Here is a 17,854-nt window from a genome sequence, read left to right as displayed (position 1 = left end):
GCAGATGGCCGCTCAGTCCCTGATGACGGTGCGCTTGGGGACGATGGTGATGCCGTCGCGCACCACGAACCCGCGGGCGCGGTCGTGCTCGTGGTCGATGCCCACCGTGGCGTTCTCCTCCAGGATGACGTTCTTGTCGAGGATCGCCTTGCACACCCGGGCGCGGCGGCCGACGATGACGCCGTCGAAGAGGATGGAGTCGACGACCTGCGACCACGAGTTGATGCGCACGTTGGGCGAGAGCACGGAATGCTGCACGTCGCCGCCCGAGACGATGACGCCCGGCGAGATGATGGACTCGGTGGCCCGCCCGATGCGGTTGGTCTCCGAGCGCACGAACTTGGCCGGCGGAAGGTTGCCGGAGAGCGTGTATATCGGCCAGTCCTGGTTGTAGAGGTTGAACGGCGGACGGTACTCGATCAGGTCCATGTGCGCGTCGTAGAACTGGCTGATGGTGCCCACGTCGCGCCAGTAGGCGTGATCGTACTCGGTGGCGCCGGGAACCTCGTTGGCGCTGAAGTCGTAGACGCCGGCCTCGTGGCGCGAGGCGAAGTAGGGGGCGATGTCGCCGCCCATGTCGTGCTTGGTGTTCTCGGCCTTCTCGTCGCGGGCCAGCGCCTCGAAGAGCGCGTCCGTGTCGGCGATGTAGTTGCCCATGGAGGCCAGGATCTGGTCGGGGGCGTCGGGCAGGCCCTCGGTGGTCTTCGGCTTCTCCTTGAAGCCACGGATCATATGCGGATGCGCCGGGTCGACGTCGATGACGCCGAACTGGTCGGAGGAGGCGATGGGCTGGCGGATGCCGGCCACCGTGAATTTCGCCCCGGACTCGATGTGCTGTTTCAGCATCTGGTTGAAGTCCATGCGGTAGACGTGGTCGGCGCCGACGATGACCACGTAGTCCGGCCGCTCGTCCTCGATGATGTTGATGGTCTGGAAGACCGCGTCCGCAGAGCCGAGGTACCAGTGCTTGCCGAGCCGCTGCTGGGCCGGCACGGGGGAGACGTAGGCGTCGAGCAGCGGGGAGAAGCGCCACACCTTGGAGATGTGGCGGTCGAGGGAATGCGACTTGTATTGGGTGAGCACCACGATCTGCTGGTAGCCGGAATTGACGAGGTTGCTCAGCGGGAAGTCGACCAGCCGGTAGACGCCTCCGAACGGCACCGCGGGCTTGGCTCGGTCGCGGGTCAGGGGCATCAGCCGGGTGCCCTCGCCGCCCGCCAGGACTATCGCCAACACTTTGGGATTCTTCGCCACGACGACCTCCTCGAACCGATGGCAGGGACCCTCGTGGTCCACCATCCTCTTGCCGCTTCGCTGCCCTCACTCTATCGGAGTGAGAAGACGGTCGATTCCCGCCGAAGCGTTAAGCGGAGGATTGGCTCAGTCCACTTGTCCCAGCACAGTCAGTGCCGCACGCGCGTGGCGTAGAAGGCGACGGCGCTCGAGGCGGCCACGTTGAGGCTGTCGACGCCGTTGCTCATGGGGATCTTGACGGTCAGGTCGGTGTTGGCGATGGTGCGGTGCGACAGCCCGTCACCCTCGGTGCCGAAGATCAGGGCGAGCCGTTCGATGTGGTCGGGCTCGGCGGCATCGTTGTTCAGGCGCCGGGTCAGCTCGTCCAGACTGATTGAGTCGTCGGTCAGGGCCATGGCCACGGTGGTGAAGCCGAGATCGTTGAGCTCCCTGAGCCCACGGGCCGGCCAGTATTTCCGGTCCTCCTGCTTGGTGTGCTTTTCGGATTCGGCATCGCCGTCGCCGTCCCGTTCCGGAAGCGTCTCGGCGTCGATGCGGGTCCATGGCACCTGGAAGACCGTGCCCATCGACACGCGCGCGGCACGGCGGTAGAGCGGGTCGCCGCAGGAGGGCGTGGCCAGCACCGCGTCGACGTCGAGGGCCGCGGCCGAACGCATGAGCGCGCCGACGTTGGTGTGGTCGACGATGTCCTCCATCACCGCGACGCGCCGCGCCCCACGGCAGAGCTCGGCGACGGTGGGCAGCTTCCAGCGCCGCATGGCCGCCAGCGCGCCACGGTGCAGCCGGTAGCCGGTCAGTTTTTTCAGCTGCTCTGGCGTGGCGACGTAGACAGGGATGTCATCGCCCCAGCGCGCCTCGATGCGCCTGAACATGTCGCCCATGCCCTCCAGCCAGGGTTCCTCGACCAGCAGCGAGACCGGCTCGCGCCCGGCTGCCAGGGCGCGGTCGATGACCTTGGGGGATTCGGCGATGAAGATGCCCTTCTCGGGCTCGAGCCGGTTGCGCAGCTGCGCCTCGGTCAGGCTCACGTAGGCGGCCACCCGTTCGTCGTCGATCGACTCGATGCTGATGATCCGCATGCGTCTCGCCTCGTGCTTTCCTCGTGGTTGCTGATGGGTTTGTTTCGTTATCGCTTACGGAATCCGACTCTACCAGTGTCGCCTCCGTCCGGCGCATACGGTCGGCACCGGTCGTCGCTGCCTTGTCGTTACTTCGTCGCTTCGGCGGGTTCCGAAACGGGGGAATGCTTGCCTGATGGACGTGCCAGCGCGCGCAGGCAGGTCAGTCCGCAGAGCATCCACAGCGGCGCCATGGGCAGGAAGTAGCGGTATTGCATGCCGTTGACGCCCGCCATGCCGGCCGGGGTGTACTGCAGGTAGAGCGCCAGGTAGGTCAGCAGCATGATGCCCACCGGCATCAGGTAGCTCAGCCAGATGAAGACCAGCTCGCGTGCCCGCATGCGGCGCATGCACGTGGCCACGACCATGACGACGAACAGCAGCGCCAGCAGGACCAGGATCAGCGCCGCCGCCTTCCTCGAGAACCCGCCGAGCGTCTGGACGTGCACGATGGCGTAGATGATGGCGCCGAGGGCGTTCAGGAAGCCCGAGGGACTGGCGAGGATGGCGTGCTTGCGGGCCACCATGGTCTCGTAGGAGACGACCACCGGGGCGTTGGTGTACCAGCCGTTGCTCGTCATCCAGTAGGCGAGCCACCCCAGCGCGCACACCACGGCCACCACCATGATGGCCAGGCATGCCTTGAACGGCACCGGCGCCCGCAGGCCCTTGGCCGCCATTGCGATGCGGTTGTGGCCATCGCCGTCGTCGCGCGAGCCTGGAACCGCGTCACCGGCATTCGCCTCACGCGCGGCCAGTCCCTTCTGCCAGAACGGCACGAGCAGGACCAGCACGACGATCGGCGCGTAGATGAACTTGCACATCGCCAGCACCACGCCGACCACGCCGAGCCCGACACCGCCGAGCGCGGAGATCCGCCGCTTGAACGCCCGGTAGAGCATGCAGGCGAAGAGCGTCGACATCACCTGGGTGAAGGGGTCGGCGGAGATGGCGAACAGTTCTGCCGGGAAGATGAAGCAGTGCAGGTTGAGGAAGGGGATGAGCAGGCCCACCACGATGCGCCACTCAGGCAGCAGCGCCACCGCGAGCCCGAGGAAGAGCGAGCAGATCAGCAGGGTGACGGCCTCGGTGAGGTAGTAGGTCACCCTCGCCGAGAGATTGAACAACGAGCCGATGCCGAAGCCGATGATCTGCGGGGCGTAGACCACGGGGCTGTTGGTGGCGGTGTTGTTGAACGGCGCATCCTCGCCCCGCGCGTCGCTGACATCGACGGTGTCCTGGCGCAGCGTGGTCACGTCGGCGTGCTCAAGCGAGTAGTCGATCCATTTCCAACTCACCTTGCCGCCCACGTTCTCGTTGCCCGCGCTGGATTCGATCTGCGAGTCGACGTGATGGGTCTTGCTGCCGTTCATGATCGCCGAGATGCGGTAGGTGTGCGGCCAGACGTCCGGGGTGTAGCCGGCGGGGGTGCGCAGCATGCCCCACGAGCCGATGAGCAGGGCGAGCAGCACGGTGACCAGCGGCATGAGCCGGCGCAGCAACGCGATTCGTTTGGCCCACATTGCCTTGGATGACGTGCCCTTCGAAGGTTCGGCGTCGTTGCCGTTCGTGTGTGCCTGTTCCTGTGGTTCGGTCTTCGTCCGCGACCGCTGCCGCGTCGCTGCCTGCGCTTGTGCCTGTTCCTGCTTCGGGGCGCCCATCGTCTTCTTTCTTCCACTACTTGCCGGTAATACGTGCGATTATATCGGCAGTCGCCGAAGATATGCGACGGCCGGCGGCCGGATGTCGGGGTAGCGAGGTGGCGCATATACGGGAGCGCCGATACCTGGTCGTGGATACCTGTCGTCGGAGATCGGATGGAGCCGGTGCGCATCGTCGTTTCCTGTCGCTATGCCATGGCCGTGGCGACGCTTGCCGGCAGCCATCGACCGTAGGGCAGAAGCGGGATGAAACCCATGATTCCCATACGCCTGCGGAAGGTCGCGCGGCGCTGCGACACACCTTTGCATGATTTTCGAGCCATGGTGTATAGTACTATCTGTTGCTTGACGACACCTGCCCAGGTGGCGGAATGGTAGACGCGCTAGCTTGAGGTGCTAGTTCCTATAATTTTACAGGAGTACGGGTTCAACTCCCGTTCTGGGCACGATAATCGAAGACATGAGACCCCTTGGAATCCAAGGGGTCTTGTTGTATCCGCAAACGTCATGGCGCTGCAAGGAGGCGGCGAAAAGGCGCGGTTTCAGCGAAACGTAATATACAAAACGCCCCCGCTTGTTGTCGTGTCCGGTTATCGTGGGCACATGACCAACCCACTCTATGTCATCGAGCCCGACCATGACGACGTGCCGCTCAACAGCGACGCGCTGCACGCCGGATGGACCATCGAGCTGCCCGCACCGGTGAAACGTCATGCCATCGGCGCGATGAGGCTCGCGGCCGGCGACCGGCTGCAGCTCTCCGACGGGCAGGGCCTGCGCATCAACGCCGAGATCGTCGACAGCGGCAACGGGGTGGCCAGGGTCATCGACTTCATCACCGAGCCGCGCCCCGTCACCCGTCTGGCGCTGGTGCAGGCGCTCGCGAAGACCGGCCACGACACCGCCGCCGTCGACATGGCCACGCAGATCGGCGTCGACGAGGTGATCCCCTGGCAAGCGGAACGCTCCATCGCCAAGTGGAAGGCCGGCAAGACCGACCGCAGATGGAACCAGACGCTCGTGGCCGCCACCGAACAGTCCCGCCGCGCATGGAAGCCCGAACTCGACGAGTGCGTCAACGGCAAGGGCGTGGTGGCGATCTGCCGCCGGGCGTGCGTGCATGGCGACCTGGTCGTCGTGCTGCACCAGGACGCCACCACCACCTGGGCCGGAGTGGAGGAGCGCGTCGCCGCCATGGAGCAACGCTGCCTCGACGACGGCAGGCCCAGGAGCGTCTACGTGGTGGTGGGCCCCGAGGGCGGCATCGGCGACGACGAGATCGAGCGGTTCACCGAGGCGGGCGCCGAGGTCTGCGTGCTGGGAAGCAACATCATGCGAGCCTCCACGGCCGGCCCCGTGGCGCTCTCGCTGCTGGCCCGGGCGCTGGGACGTTTCGCCTGACATATCACACGGATGCCTTCGTGGCGCGGACGGCGAAACGATGCGCCACAATATCCTTGCACGCTAATAGCATGGAATCCCAGGGGCGCATCGTGCCCCGCAAGCTTTGAGCAAGGAGCATTATGGCTGACGATTGCCTGTTTTGCAAGATCATCGCCGGGGACATCCCGAGCGACAAGGTCTACGAGGACGACACCACCTACGCGTTCAAGGACATCAACCCCAAGGCGAAGGTGCATGTGCTGGTCGTGCCGAAGACGCACTGCGCCAACGTCACCGAACTGGCGAAGTCCGACCCGGCCGAGCTCGCCCACATCGTCGAGGTGGCGCAGTCCATCGCCGACCGCGAGTTCCACGGGGCCTACCGCCTGATCTTCAACACCGGCGAGGACGCCGGCCAGTCCGTGCTGCACGCCCACGCCCACGTGCTCACTGGCGAAAAGCTGGAGGAGTAGCGAGGGGTGGCAAGCGCGAAACGAGTCATCACCATTCCCACCACCCTCGACCCGGTGGCGGTGCTGGGGCCCGGCGACGACGTGCTGCGTGAGGTGGAACGCGCGTTCCCCGAAGTGGCCGTGCTCGTGCGGGGCAACCGCATCCAGATATCCGCGTATTCCGCGCGCGACGAGGTCGAGGCCGACAAGGCCGCCGACGTGTTCGCCACGATCATCGACTCCGCCTATCAGTCGCCCGTCCAGGCCGCCAACGTGCGCCGCATGCTCGAGGCGCGCGAGGTCGGCAGGCACGTCGGGCTCGACGGCAGGAAGACGATGGGTACCGCGTCGCGCCACCGTACCGGCAACGGCCGTTCGGTGAGGTCCGGCGGGGCAGAACATGCCGTGACCCAGGAGTTCGCGAACCAGGCGTCGGCGGAGCGTGCGCGCGTGTCTTCGGGCACCGGCGCCGAAACCGAGGGCGCAAGCCGCCGCAAGCCGCGTGTGCCCGGGGTCATCACCATGGCCGCGGGCGAGCCGGTGCGCGCCAAGACCGCAGGCCAGGTCTTCTATGTGGGCGCGATCGAGGAGAACACCATCACCTTCGCCATCGGACCGGCCGGCACCGGCAAGACCTACCTCGCCGTGGCCAAGGCCGTGCGCGCCTTCCGCGACGGGCTGGTGAGCCGCATCATCCTCACGCGTCCGGCCGTCGAGGCAGGGGAGAGCCTCGGCTTTTTGCCCGGCACGTTGAACGACAAGGTCGACCCCTACCTGCGCCCGCTCTACGACGCGCTGTCCGACATGCTCGGCGCCGGCCAGCTGCACCGCTATATGGCCGACGGCACCATCGAGGTCGCGCCGCTGGCCTACATGCGCGGCCGCACGCTGAACGACGCCTTCGTCATCCTCGACGAGGCACAGAACACCACCGCCCAGCAGATGAAGATGTTCCTCACGCGCCTCGGCTTCAACACCAAGATGGTCATCACCGGCGACGTCACCCAGATCGACCTGACCGTGCCCAATTCCGGGCTGCGCTCCATCGAATCGATCCTCGGCGGCATCGACGACATCGCCTTCGTGCACCTTGGCGCCAAGGACGTGGTCCGCCACGCGCTGGTCGGCAAGATCGTCAAGGCCTATGACGCCAGCGACGCCGCCAGGCAGAGGCGTGGCAAGGGCGGCAAAGACGAGGGTGGCAATGGCGGGCGTGCCAACGAGAAGCGCACCAATGCCAAGCGCGAGCAAGGGGGAGCGGCGTGAGCGTCGGGGTGACCAACGAGACCGTCTGGCGGATCGATCCCAAGATCTTCTCGGAGCTTGGGCTGTGGGTGATGGACCGGATGCAGGTGAGCACGAAATCCGACCTCACCATCCTCTTCGTCGACCCGGACCCGATCGCGCAGCTGCACCTGCGCTGGATGCAGCTGGAAGGCCCCACCGACGTGATGAGCTTCCCGATGGACGAGCTGCGACCCGGCGTCGACGGCGTGAGCATGGAGGGCGTGCTCGGCGACATCGTCATCTGCCCGTGGGTCGCCTGCCAGCAGGCCGCCGCCGCGGGACACTCCACCATGGAGGAGATGATGCTCCTCGCCATCCATGGCACCCTGCACCTGCTGGGCTACGACCACGTCGACCCGGAGCAGGAACGGCAGATGTTCGGCCTGCAGCGCCAGCTGCTGCTCACCTTCTTCGCGGTGCGCGGCCGATCGGTCGACGACGCCGTCCTGCCGCCCGGATCGGAGAACCTGCTCGACCGATGGGACGCCGAGCACAACCGCGACGGGAATGGCGGCAAGGGCGGTGCGAGGCGCCTCGAAGGCGGACAGGAAGGCAAGCGGGAATGATCGCCGACCTGCCCGATGGACAGGGTTTCCGGACGGGGTATCCCCGCAAGGTTTTCGTAATCGCAGTTTGTGAAGTGGTTTCTGAAAGGAACGTTGATAGCAGATGGACGCATTGACGGTAGTGACCATGGCCGTGCTGGCCGTGGTCGCCGCATTGCTCGTATGGCTTTCGCTGATCATGGCCTCCAGCGAATCGGCGGTGCCGAGGGTCACCCGGGCCAGCCTCAACAACCGGATCCTCGAGGTGCAGACCGACGACGAGCTCGGCCACTTCTCGCAGGTCAAGCAGATCGCCAGGATCCACAAGGTCCAGCGGCTCATCGTCGACCGGCACGCCACCTCGGGCTCCTGCGCCTTCTTCAGGATCTTCTGCAACGTCTTCGACGGCGTGCTCGTGGCCGTCATCGCCATGCTGCTCGACGCCCCGCTGTGGGCCGTGCTGGTGGCCGGCGTGGTGTTCGCGCTGGTCGTGGCCGTGGTCTCGGTGCTGCTGCGCCCGCGTTCCACCGGCGTCTCCAAGCCGCTTGACGTCATGCTGGGCTATGCCGGCGTCATCTCGCTGGCCGTCTCGCTCACCCCGTTCGCCAAGATCGGGCAGGACACCGCCCAGCGCCGCCGAGAGGAGCAGAAGGAGCTCTCCGACGACGAGGAGCTGGAGAAGATGCAGCGCGAGCAGGGGCGCGCCACCATCGACCGGCTCGTGGAGGCCGACGACTTCGACCCCGAGGTAGCCGAGATGCTGCGCAACGTGCTCACCCTCTCCGAGACCCTGACCCGCGAGATCATGGTGCCGCGCACCGACATGATCTGCGTGGACGACGACGAGACACTCGAACGCTTCCTGCAGCTGTGCTCGCGTTCCGGCTTCTCGCGCATCCCGGTGATCGGCGAGGACGTGGACGACCTCAAGGGCATGGCCTACCTCAAGGACGCCGTGCGCGCCACCTCCTTCAACCCCGAGGCCCGCGGCCGCACCATGGAATCGATATGCCGCGATCCGATGCTCGTGCCGGAATCCAAACCGGTCGATGACCTCTTCCATGAGATGCAGCGCACCCGCCAGCACGTGGCGGTGGTGGTCGACGAGTACGGTGGCATCGCCGGACTGGTGACCATCGAGGACGCCATCGAGCAGATCGTCGGCGAGCTGGAGGACGAGCACGACCGCGTGCAGCACGAGGACCCCAAGCGCATCGGCGAGCACGTCTGGCAGATGCCCGCGCGCACGCCCATCGCCGACCTCGAGGAGCTTTTCGAGGTCGACATCGACGAGGACGACGTCGACACGGTCTACGGCCTGCTGACCAAGCTGCTCGGCCGTGTGCCGCTGGTCGGCATGAGCGCCGTGACCCGCGGCCTCAAGCTCACCGCCTCCGATTCGGCCGGGCGGCGCAAGAAGGTCTCGATGATCGTCGTCGAACCCGAATCGCTCCGGCACGGCGGTGACGGCGCCGACGAAAGCAATGACAACGACACCGAGCATGGCACGAACCACGCCACCAACGACGCAAAGGACACGAACACGCATGACTGAAGAACAGCACACCGATCAGGCCAAGCACGCCGACGCGAAACGCAAGCCCTACCGCTCCGGCTTCGTCGCGGTGGTGGGCCGCCCGAACGTCGGCAAGTCGACGCTCATCAACGCCCTCGTGGGCACCCAGATCGCCATCGCCTCCTCCCGTCCGGAGACCACGCGCAAGGCCATCCGCGGCATCGTCACCACCGACGACGCCCAGCTCGTGCTGGTCGACACCCCCGGCATCCACCGTCCGCGCACCCTGCTCGGCCAGCGGCTCAACGACATCGTCGACGAATCGCTCTCTGACGTTCAGGAGGTCGCGTTCCTGCTGCCCGCCGACCAGGAGATCGGGCCCGGTGACAAGCGCATCCTCAGCCGCCTGCGCGGTGAGTTCGCGCGCAAGGTCAAGGACGGCAGTGAAAGCGGCAAGCAGCATGCCGGTGCCGGCAAAGGCGGCAACGATTCTCAAAACGGTAAGCACGAAAGCGACTACGAGCACGGCAAATTCGTTTGGAAGGTGCCGCTGATCGCCATCGTCACCAAGATCGACGAGCTCAACCGCCAGGAGCTGATGGCCAAGCTCATCGAGATCAGCCAGTTCGCGGATTTCACCGACGTGGTGCCGGTCAGCGCCCTGGGCCACGACAATGTGGCCGAGGTCAAGCGTGTGCTGATTGACAACATGCCCGAAGGTCCGCAGATGTATCCCGACGACCAGGTCACCGAGGAGAAGCCCGAGGACACCATCGCCGAGCTGGTGCGCGGCGCGTTCCTGGAGGAGCTGGACGACGAGCTGCCGCATTCGCTGGCCGTGGTCGTCGACTCCATCGACCGCCCGGGCGAATCCGACAACCCCGAGACGGCCGACGGCAAGGCCCACGTCATGGTCTCCATCTACGTGGAGCGCAATTCGCAGAAGCCCATCATCATCGGCCACCGCGCCGAGCATCTGGTGCGGGTGAAGAAGAAGCTGCGCACCGCCGTCAACCGCATCGTCGGGCAGAAGTCCAAGCTCGACCTGCACGTCAAGGTCGCGAAGAGCTGGCAGTCCGACCCCAAGCAGCTCGAGCGCCTCGGTTTCTGAACGGCCTCATAGACACGGCAACGGCCGGACGGTCTCGGTTGCGGTTCATTGAACCGTTTCCATGGCCGTCCGGCCGCTGGCATCAGTGGGCTGAGGCCTTACTTCTTCTTGGTGTACATCCGGGTGGCGAGCAGCTTCTCGTAGCGCTTGATGACCGCGGGACGCTTGACCTTCATCGAGGCGGTGAGCAGCCCGTTCTCCTGGGTGAACTCCTCGGGCAGCAGGATGAACTTGCGCACCGACTCGGCGCGCGAGACGCCTTCGTTGGCCTTGTCGACGGCCTTCTGCACCTCGGCGCGCACCACGGCGTTGCCGCACGCCTCCTCCATCGGCATGTCGCGGTCGAGGCCGGCGGCGTCGAGCCAGGAGCGTAGCGAGGTCTCGTCGAGGGTGATGAGCGCGGAGATGAACGGGCGCTTGTCGCCGAGCACGAGCGCCTGGGAGACGAACTCGCAGCGCTGGATGATCTCTTCGATGGGGCCGGGGGCCACGTTCTTGCCGCCGGCGGTGATGATGAGGTCCTTCTTGCGGCCGGTGATGTAGAGGAAGCCGTCGTCGCTGATGCGCCCCAGGTCGCCGGTGGCGTACCAGCCGTCGGGTGTGAAGGCGAGTTCGGTGGCCTCGTCGTTCTTGTGGTAGCGGGGGAAGACGCAGGTGCCCTTGACCTGGATCTCACCGTCGGCGGCCAAGCGGATCGTGAAGCCCGGATAGGGCACGCCGACCGAGCCCTCGCGGAACGGGGTGCCCTTGGGGTTGAAGGCGCAGGGCGCGGTGGTCTCGGTGAGGCCGTAGCCCTCATAGGCGGGCACGTCGGCGCCGCGGAAGAAGGCGAGCAGCTCCGGGTCGAGCGGGGCGCCCCCGGCCACGAACCATTCGGCATGGCCGCCGAGCACCTGGCGCAGCGACTTGTAGACGATGGGGTCGAAGGCGGCGCGGCGGGCGCGGGCGGCGAAGCTGGCCTGGCCGGTCTCGCTCATCTGGCGCTCGTACTCCTGGGCGGCGACCACGGCGGCGGCGAACGCGACTCCCTTGGCGCCATGGCCGGCCTTCTGCGAGGCGGCGTTGTAGACCTTCTCGAGCACGCGTGGCACGAGGATGGTGACGGCGGGCTTGGCCACCTGCAGGTCGCCGATCAGCGTCTTGATGCCGCCGGCGATGTAGATGCGCAGGTCGCTGGCCACCACGATGTAGTTGACGGCGCGGGCGAAGGTGTGCGCCTGCGGCAGGAAGAGCAGCACCGACTTGCCCTTCTTCTTCAGCAGCTTGGGCATGTAGTCTCGCAGGTTGAGCGCGGTGGTGCAGTAGTGCTCATGGGTCATCTCCACACCCTTGGGCGCCGCGGTGGAGCCGGAGGTGTAGACGATGGAGCACAGGTCGGTCTTCTTCACCGAGTCGATGCGCTGGTCGAGCGTCTCGTCGTCGACGGACTTGCCGTAGGCCTTCAGCTCATCGAGAGCGCCGGACTCCAGCGTGTAGATCTTCTCGAGCGTGGGGCAGTCCTCCACGGCGCCGTCGGCCTCCTGGCGCATGGCGAGCGTCTCGACGATGAGCAGACGGGAGTCGGAGTTGTTGACGATGTTGCGGATCTGCTCGGCGGAATCGGTGTCGTAGATGGTGGCGAGCACGCCGCCCACGGCCATGACCGCGGCGTCGACCACGTCCCATTCGTAGGAGGTGTGGCACATGAACGAGACGCCGTCGCCCTTGCCGATGCCGTAGTGCATCAGTCCCTTGGCCACCTCGCGCACCTCGGCCAGGAACTCGTTGGCGGTACGGGTGACCCACTGGCCGTCGGACTTGAAGCTGTAGAGCGGCTCGTCGCCCATGCGCTCGGCGCGCTCGGCGTAGAGGTCGTAGATCGACATGCCCTCGTCGAGCGGCTCGTTGCCGGCGGTGGAGACGGTCAGCAGTCCGCTTTCCTCGTCGGTGTAGATCGTGGTGGGGTAGCCGGGGCCCCACTCGTGGCTTTTCGGCAGCGTCGAGACGTCGACCGGCTTGACGGCGGCCAGATGGCGGTCATCGTTGAAATCGGGGGATTCCGGTCCCTCGTTGTTGACCGGATGGACGAAATCGCCGCCCAGGTGGAAGGCCTTCTGGCTCAGCTTGAGCGTTTGCTCTTTCAACGAGTTGATGACGGACACGTATGCACTCCTCGACAATTTGACTTCGTTTATTCGTTACCTTCGATAGTAGTGGATTCGTCGTCTCCCGTCACCTTACGGTAGCGTAGGAAACGGCGTCATAGAGCCTTTTGTGAGCTATCGCGCATCGCCGCGCGGGCACATGTGATGCCAGTGGCGCAAACGATTTCAGCACCCCGAGGTGTGCCGGAACGACTGGGCGACGAACGAGCCGACCGTATTCCAAAAACGCCTCGGATCGACGGCGGCGGCCATCGCGTGCCCCGCATCGGCGACCAGCAGCTTGCGTCTGGTGGGGCTGGCGCAGTCGCGGAAGTTCCCGTCGAGGTTGGCCGGGGCGACCAGTCGGTCGGCGCCGGATTGGATGAAGAGCATGGGGATGCGGACGCGGCGCAGGGAGGGGCCGCAGTCGGCCTCGCGCAGCCCGTAGCCGGCGCGGCGGCGCGTGATGAGGTCCAGCGTGTGCAGCACCGGCACGCGCAAGGCCCATGGGATATGACGGGAACGGCGGATGACGTGCGCGCACTGGCGCCACGCGTCGTGGTAGCCGTCTTGGCAGACCGCGGCGATGACGTTGCCGGGCAGGCGGCGCTCGCCCACGGCCATCATCACCGCGGAGGCGCCCATGCCGACGCCGAAGAGCAGGATCCCCGCCTGTCGGTCGCGCGCGACTAGCCCCTCGGCCCAACGCAGCAGGTCGCGGTTCTCGAGCAGGCCCATGCCCGCATATCGTCCTCCGCTGGGAGCGTGGGCACGGTTGGCCGGGGTGAGCACGTGGAAGCCGAGGCGCGCCAGGCGGTGTGCGTACAGGGCCATATCCGCCGGTCCGCCCAGGTAGTCGTGGCAGCAGATGGCATAGAGATGGCGCGGGGGATCGGCGCGGTCGGGATCGAGCATCCATCCGGTGAGCCTGGTGTGGTCAGCCGCACCGATGGTGACCTCTCGCTTCGCCTCCTCGAACCATCGGGTGGCCTCCGTCCGCTCCTCGGCGACATGGGGGTCGGTCCGATCCGAGGCTGCGGCGATTCCGCCGTTGTCAATGGCATCGCAGGCGTCATCGTCAATCCCACCGCTTGCGCCCCGGCGTCCGCGTCCCGGCTCCATCATCGACCTGAACAGATGGTCCGCCATGGCGTAGGTCGCGCCGGCGCCCAGCGCGGCAGTCAGCGAGGTGGCGGCGAGCAGACGGCCGGTCCATCTGCTGCCGGCGGATCGTTGCACCATGGGGCTCCCTTTCGATGGCGACGCGGAATGAAAAAGCGTATGCACCCATGGTAGGCGTCGCCGGCGAACTGGCGCAATGTCGCCGTCTCTGATAGACTTAGAGAGTTGTTTTGGCGGGTGCCGGGCTTCGGCCCGAACGCCTGTCGCGCTTTGGCGAGGGGAAGCGATTCCCGTTATCGACTGGGCTGAATGATGTGTCCGCCTTGCGGACGTTCCTTTCGGCGCATCGGTGCGCCGAAACAACACAATGAATTAAGTCGGTCGTCGGCGATGCCGTTTTCACGGTACGCGCCGGACCGAAGGAACAATGAAGGAGCACATCATGGCAAACACCATCACGCTTTCCGGTGAGGTCCGCACCGAGTTCGGCAAGGGCGTCGCCCGCCGCATGCGCGTGGCCCAGCAGATTCCGGCCACCATCTACGCCGGCGGCAACGAGCCCGTCTTCGTCAAGCTGCCGATGAAGGAGACCACCCTGGCGCTGCGTCGCACGAACGCGCTGTTCACCATCGAGTACGGCAAGGACTCCAAGCTCGCCGTCGTCAAGGACGTGCAGCGCAACCCCGTCAAGCGCATCGTCGAGCACATCGACTTCTACGAGGTCAAGGCCGGCGAGAAGATCGAGGTCACCGTGCCCGTCTTCGCCGTGGGCACCCCGAAGGGCGCGGCCGTCGCGTTCGTCGACATGCAGACCCTGCTGGTCCGCGCCGACGTGGCCAACCTGCCCGAGCGCATCGACGCCAACGTCGAAGGCCTGCAGGACGGCGAGAAGGTCTTTGCCAAGGACCTCGAGCTGCCCGAGGGCGTCGAGCTCGTCGACATCAAGGACGATGACTCCGTCGTCTCCGTCGAGATCCCCGAGGATGCCACCGCATCCACCGCCGAGGCCACCGAGACCGAAGGCGCCGAGGGCGAGGCCGCCGAGGGTGCCGAGGGCGAGGCTGCCGATGGCGACGCCGCCGCTGCCGATGGCGACGCCGAGGAGAAGTAAGGGCATCGCTCAATCCGAGCTCATGGGCCCCGCTCTTGGGGCCTGACGGAAAAGTCCACCTTCGGGTGGGCTTTTTCATTATGTGAACCATTCCACCCACTTCACGCGCCCGGTGTGCCACAGTGGCACCATAAGCCGCAGCCACAAGCGTACGGCGACAACAGATCCAGAGGCCGCATGGCGGTCACCGCGAAGAAGAAGTGAAAATGACTGAGCAAACCCATCATGATCCCACAGCGTTGAACAAGCTCGCCGAGCCGTTCGACATCATGCCCAACCCCCATCCGGCCAGCGACGAGAAACGCAACCAGCTGATCGACAAGCCCGCCTTCGGCCAGCTCTTCAGCGACAACATGACCCACATGGTCTGGCACAAGTCCAGCGGCTGGGGCGACCGCAAGGTCGAGCCCTACGGCCCGCTGGCGATGGAACCGGGCGCCTCGGTCCTGCACTATGCCCAGGAATGCTTCGAAGGCCTCAAGGCCTACCGCCACGCCGACGGCAGCACCTGGCTCTTCCGCCCCGACGCCAACGCCGAGCGCTTCTCCAACTCAGCCAAGCGCCTCTACCTGCCGCCGCTCTCCGAGGACGACTTCCTCGGCTCGGTCGCCGCGCTGGTGAAGAAGGACGTCGACTGGGTGCCCAGCCGCCGCGAATACACGCTCTACATGCGCCCGTTCATGTTCGCCTCCGAGGCGTTCCTCGGTGTGCGCGCCCCGCAGACCGTCGACTACTGCGTCATCGCCTCGCCTTCCGGCCCCTACTTCACGGGCGGCGTCAAGCCGGTGAGCATCTGGGTGGAGGACAAGTGGTTCCGCACCGGCCCCGGCGGCACCGGCTTCGCCAAGTGCGGCGGCAACTACGCGGCGTCCCTGCTGGGCGAGTACCGCGGCGCAGACCACGGCTGCGAGCAGGTCTGCTTCGTCGACGCGGCCACCAAGACCTACCTTGAGGAGCTCGGCGGCATGAACATGTTCACCGTGCACAAGGACGGCCACCTGGAGACCCCGTCGCTCACCGGCAACATCCTTCCCGGCGTCACCCGCCGTTCGCTCATCCAGCTGGCGCAGGACCACGGCCGTGACGTCGTGGAGACCATGATCAAGCTCGACGACCTCTTGGAGGACATCAAGTCCGGCGAGGTCACCGAGGTCTTCGCCTGCGGCACCGCCGCCATCATCACCCCGATCGGCCGCTTCAAGTCCGAGACCTTCGACGTCGAGGTCAACGGCAACAAGTCCGGCGACCTCACGCTGCAGCTGCGCAACGAGCTGCTCGGCATCCAGCTCGGCGAGATCGAGGATCCGCACGACTGGATGTGGAAGGTCTGCTGAACGGCTTCGCCGATTGCCGGCTTCGAGGTTTGAAGCGGCCTGCATTGTTTCCTTGGGTTTGGAGACGATGCAGGCCGCTTTGTATGTGCGGATTCGGTCTGAATCGCTGCGCCGCTTCAACGAAACGCTGCAATAAACCCAAGGATTACAGTATTGCATGCGAACAGAGTGTTGGATAGCCGTGTTTGGCCGTTACCTGGTATATTCTTCAATTATTCAAACGAATATGCAAAGGATGTGCGACATGCAGTTGGCGCTGGAAAGTAACGTGTTTTTCTGGGCCATCGAATATATCGCGACTTTCTGCTGCGGCCTTTTGGGCGGGCTGTGTGCCGTCAAGAAAAAGTATGATTTCATCGCCATCCTCCTGACCGTCTGGCTCACCGGCCTCGGCGGAGGCATCATCCGTGACGTGCTGCTCGGTGCCTTGCCACCTGTCGGTGTTTCCGACAGGGGATTGGTCATCACCTCATTGATTACCGGTGTCGCCGTCGCTGTCATCTATCCCGAGGTCGACAGGCTCAAATGGCCGATGGTGGCGCTTGACGCCTTGGCGTTGGGGCTGTATGCGGTCAATGGGACGCAAAAGGCGCTGATCTATCACACCTCCGGCATGACCGCCGTCTTCATGGGGCTGATCACGGCCATCGGGGGAGGCCTCATCCGCGACATGCTCCTGAACGATGTGCCTGCTGTCATCCGCGACAGCCACTGGTACACCGTGCCCGCGCTGATCGGCAGTGTCCTGACGGTCTTCGTCACCCGGGCCTATCAGGGCGGGCATATCCCGTTCGCGCTCGAAGTGGCTTTCGATATCGCCATCGTCGCCTTCGTAGTCATCCTACGTGTGCTCTCCGTCCGCTTCGATTGGAAGGTACCGGGGGCGATCAAACGCCATCATGCGTTGCTGCCGTTGCCGGTCAAGAGCGACGACGAAAAAGCTGACGGTAACCATTGACATGTATCAACGGTTTTTGCGCTGGGGATGAAGGGTAGTCGGGCGCGGATGTCAAGCTTGGTCCGCTTTATCGAAATCGGTCTTTGCGGATTCAGTGATTGACGGCTTTTCGTTGTTTACCGATTCGATGGTGTCTTCTTCGTCGTCGCCATCGTGTTGGTGGTGGTGAACAAGGACAAGATCATGGCTTGGTACCGCCGTAATCGTAGCCCCAAGCACACCTACCGTGGCTGGCGCTCACCGCTGTTCATCTTCACTTTGGCGGCGTTCCTCTTCTTCGCGCTGACCAGGATTTCGTTCTGAGCCACGGCTCCGACGCGGCAGAGTCGACAGTACAAATAACAAAACTCCTCCAACTTCCACATGATGGAAACCGGAGGAGTTCTTACCGACCCTAAGGTCGATGCCTAAAGCGAAAGGCTCACAGGGCGTTGATCGCCGTGGCGAGGCTCGACTTGCGGTTGGCGGCCTGGTTCTTGTGAATCACGCCCGCGCCAGCGGCCTTGTCGAGCTTCTGGCCCGCGATCTTGTACGCGGCCTCGGCGGCGGACTTGTCGCCCGTCTCGATGGCCTGGCGGGTGTTGCGAATCGCGGTCTTCAGGCCGGACTTCACCGCCACGTTGCGCTTGTGCGCCTTTTCGTTGGTCAGCACGCGCTTCTTCTGCGACTTAATGTTTGCCACAATTTCTCCAAACAACGGTTTCTTTTAAGGACATACAAGCGTTCATGATAGCACTTCAGCAGGATTTATCGTCATCGGCCACTTCTAGACAAATATAGCGGAATTGTATCCGCTTGGTTCTATGATGTGTGACAAGGTTTGTCGTATTGATTGAGCATCGTTGCCGCCCGATTCGACGAGGGCCGGAACAAGAGTGG

General features: G+C 65.0%; 16 protein-coding genes and 1 tRNA gene. 11 read left to right on the top strand and 6 right to left on the bottom strand.

Annotated elements, in window-relative coordinates:
• Positions 1-12: 12 nt before the first annotated feature.
• From glgC to PT282_RS04365, 3 genes are all read right to left on the bottom strand, one after another.
• Positions 13-1,254, bottom strand: coding sequence for a glucose-1-phosphate adenylyltransferase (gene glgC, locus PT282_RS04375; protein WP_277168336.1), 1,242 nt, complete (start codon positions 1,252-1,254; stop codon positions 13-15).
• Positions 1,255-1,403: 149 nt separating this feature from the next.
• Positions 1,404-2,333, bottom strand: a complete 930-nt coding sequence (locus tag PT282_RS04370; protein WP_277168335.1) for an RNA methyltransferase — start codon at positions 2,331-2,333, stop codon at positions 1,404-1,406.
• 128 nt (positions 2,334-2,461) lie between these two features.
• Positions 2,462-4,033 carry a DUF2142 domain-containing protein gene (locus PT282_RS04365; protein WP_277168334.1) on the bottom strand — a complete coding sequence of 524 codons (1,572 nt, stop codon included), beginning with the start codon at positions 4,031-4,033 and terminating at the stop codon, positions 2,462-2,464.
• Positions 4,034-4,390: 357 nt separating this feature from the next.
• Here PT282_RS04365 and PT282_RS04360 point away from each other — a divergent pair.
• The 7 genes from PT282_RS04360 (at position 4,391) to PT282_RS04330 (ending at position 10,327) form a co-directional block, all read left to right on the top strand.
• Positions 4,391-4,479: transfer RNA gene (locus PT282_RS04360), tRNA-Leu, on the top strand.
• A gap of 157 nt (positions 4,480-4,636) precedes the next feature.
• The gene (locus PT282_RS04355; RefSeq protein WP_277168333.1) at positions 4,637-5,434 is read left to right on the top strand and encodes a 16S rRNA (uracil(1498)-N(3))-methyltransferase; all 798 of its coding nucleotides are present in this window, start codon (positions 4,637-4,639) and stop codon (positions 5,432-5,434) included.
• A gap of 122 nt (positions 5,435-5,556) precedes the next feature.
• Complete coding sequence (locus tag PT282_RS04350; protein WP_277168332.1) at positions 5,557-5,889, top strand: histidine triad nucleotide-binding protein; 333 nt, start codon at positions 5,557-5,559, stop codon at positions 5,887-5,889.
• Positions 5,890-5,895: 6 nt separating this feature from the next.
• Positions 5,896-7,134 carry a PhoH family protein gene (locus PT282_RS04345; protein WP_277168331.1) on the top strand — a complete coding sequence of 413 codons (1,239 nt, stop codon included), beginning with the start codon at positions 5,896-5,898 and terminating at the stop codon, positions 7,132-7,134.
• Positions 7,131-7,721 carry an rRNA maturation RNase YbeY gene (gene ybeY, locus PT282_RS04340; RefSeq protein ID WP_277168330.1) on the top strand — a complete coding sequence of 197 codons (591 nt, stop codon included), beginning with the start codon at positions 7,131-7,133 and terminating at the stop codon, positions 7,719-7,721. The genes PT282_RS04345 and ybeY overlap by 4 nt, the downstream gene beginning before the upstream one ends.
• A gap of 103 nt (positions 7,722-7,824) precedes the next feature.
• A complete protein-coding gene (locus tag PT282_RS04335) occupies positions 7,825-9,255 on the top strand; it encodes a hemolysin family protein (RefSeq protein WP_277168329.1) in 1,431 nt (476 codons plus the stop codon).
• The gene (locus PT282_RS04330) at positions 9,248-10,327 is read left to right on the top strand and encodes a GTPase Era (protein WP_277168328.1); all 1,080 of its coding nucleotides are present in this window, start codon (positions 9,248-9,250) and stop codon (positions 10,325-10,327) included. Before PT282_RS04335 ends, PT282_RS04330 begins: the two co-directional genes overlap by 8 nt.
• A gap of 98 nt (positions 10,328-10,425) precedes the next feature.
• Here the strand turns inward: PT282_RS04330 and PT282_RS04325 are convergent, their stop codons facing one another.
• Together PT282_RS04325 and PT282_RS04320 are read right to left on the bottom strand one after the other, a co-directional pair.
• Positions 10,426-12,468 carry an AMP-dependent synthetase/ligase gene (locus tag PT282_RS04325; protein ID WP_277168327.1) on the bottom strand — a complete coding sequence of 681 codons (2,043 nt, stop codon included), beginning with the start codon at positions 12,466-12,468 and terminating at the stop codon, positions 10,426-10,428.
• A 168-nt stretch (positions 12,469-12,636) separates the two neighbouring features.
• Entirely contained in the window at positions 12,637-13,692 is a 1,056-nt protein-coding gene (locus tag PT282_RS04320; protein ID WP_277168326.1) for an alpha/beta hydrolase, read from the bottom strand.
• Between the two features lie 322 nt (positions 13,693-14,014).
• On the opposite strand from PT282_RS04320, the gene PT282_RS04315 reads away from it, so the two are divergent.
• From PT282_RS04315 to PT282_RS04300, 4 genes are all read left to right on the top strand, one after another.
• Positions 14,015-14,683 carry a 50S ribosomal protein L25/general stress protein Ctc gene (locus PT282_RS04315; RefSeq protein WP_277168325.1) on the top strand — a complete coding sequence of 223 codons (669 nt, stop codon included), beginning with the start codon at positions 14,015-14,017 and terminating at the stop codon, positions 14,681-14,683.
• 206 nt (positions 14,684-14,889) lie between these two features.
• Positions 14,890-16,017, top strand: a complete 1,128-nt coding sequence (locus PT282_RS04310) for a branched-chain amino acid aminotransferase (protein WP_277168324.1) — start codon at positions 14,890-14,892, stop codon at positions 16,015-16,017.
• A 244-nt stretch (positions 16,018-16,261) separates the two neighbouring features.
• Positions 16,262-16,975, top strand: coding sequence for a trimeric intracellular cation channel family protein (locus PT282_RS04305; protein WP_277168323.1), 714 nt, complete (start codon positions 16,262-16,264; stop codon positions 16,973-16,975).
• A 159-nt stretch (positions 16,976-17,134) separates the two neighbouring features.
• On the top strand, positions 17,135-17,278 hold the full coding sequence (locus tag PT282_RS04300) for a hypothetical protein (protein WP_277168322.1): 144 nt from the start codon (positions 17,135-17,137) through the stop codon (positions 17,276-17,278).
• Positions 17,279-17,396: 118 nt separating this feature from the next.
• Here the strand turns inward: PT282_RS04300 and rpsT are convergent, their stop codons facing one another.
• Positions 17,397-17,657, bottom strand: coding sequence for a 30S ribosomal protein S20 (gene rpsT, locus PT282_RS04295; RefSeq protein WP_277168321.1), 261 nt, complete (start codon positions 17,655-17,657; stop codon positions 17,397-17,399).
• Between the last annotated feature and the right edge of the window lie 197 nt (positions 17,658-17,854).

It is taken from the genome of Bifidobacterium sp. ESL0763 (assembly GCF_029433395.1).
Taxonomy (GTDB): Bacteria; Actinomycetota; Actinomycetes; order Actinomycetales; family Bifidobacteriaceae; genus Bifidobacterium.
The sequence above is the reverse complement of the archived record's forward strand: the minus strand, read 5'-3'. Positions and strand labels throughout refer to the sequence as shown.

What these genes read in the sequence shown, in the direction of transcription:
- PT282_RS04370 (WP_277168335.1), bottom strand. Translation starts at nt 2,333, where the DNA reads ATGCGGATCATCAGCATCGAGTCGATCGACGACGAACGGGTGGCCGCC.
- PT282_RS04365 (WP_277168334.1), bottom strand. Translation starts at nt 4,033, where the DNA reads ATGGGCGCCCCGAAGCAGGAACAGGCACAAGCGCAGGCAGCGACGCGG.
- PT282_RS04355 (WP_277168333.1), top strand. Translation starts at nt 4,637, where the DNA reads ATGACCAACCCACTCTATGTCATCGAGCCCGACCATGACGACGTGCCG.
- PT282_RS04350 (WP_277168332.1), top strand. Translation starts at nt 5,557, where the DNA reads ATGGCTGACGATTGCCTGTTTTGCAAGATCATCGCCGGGGACATCCCG.
- PT282_RS04335 (WP_277168329.1), top strand. Translation starts at nt 7,825, where the DNA reads ATGGACGCATTGACGGTAGTGACCATGGCCGTGCTGGCCGTGGTCGCC.
- PT282_RS04330 (WP_277168328.1), top strand. Translation starts at nt 9,248, where the DNA reads ATGACTGAAGAACAGCACACCGATCAGGCCAAGCACGCCGACGCGAAA.
- PT282_RS04320 (WP_277168326.1), bottom strand. Translation starts at nt 13,692, where the DNA reads ATGGTGCAACGATCCGCCGGCAGCAGATGGACCGGCCGTCTGCTCGCC.
- PT282_RS04315 (WP_277168325.1), top strand. Translation starts at nt 14,015, where the DNA reads ATGGCAAACACCATCACGCTTTCCGGTGAGGTCCGCACCGAGTTCGGC.
- PT282_RS04310 (WP_277168324.1), top strand. Translation starts at nt 14,890, where the DNA reads ATGACTGAGCAAACCCATCATGATCCCACAGCGTTGAACAAGCTCGCC.
- PT282_RS04305 (WP_277168323.1), top strand. Translation starts at nt 16,262, where the DNA reads ATGCAGTTGGCGCTGGAAAGTAACGTGTTTTTCTGGGCCATCGAATAT.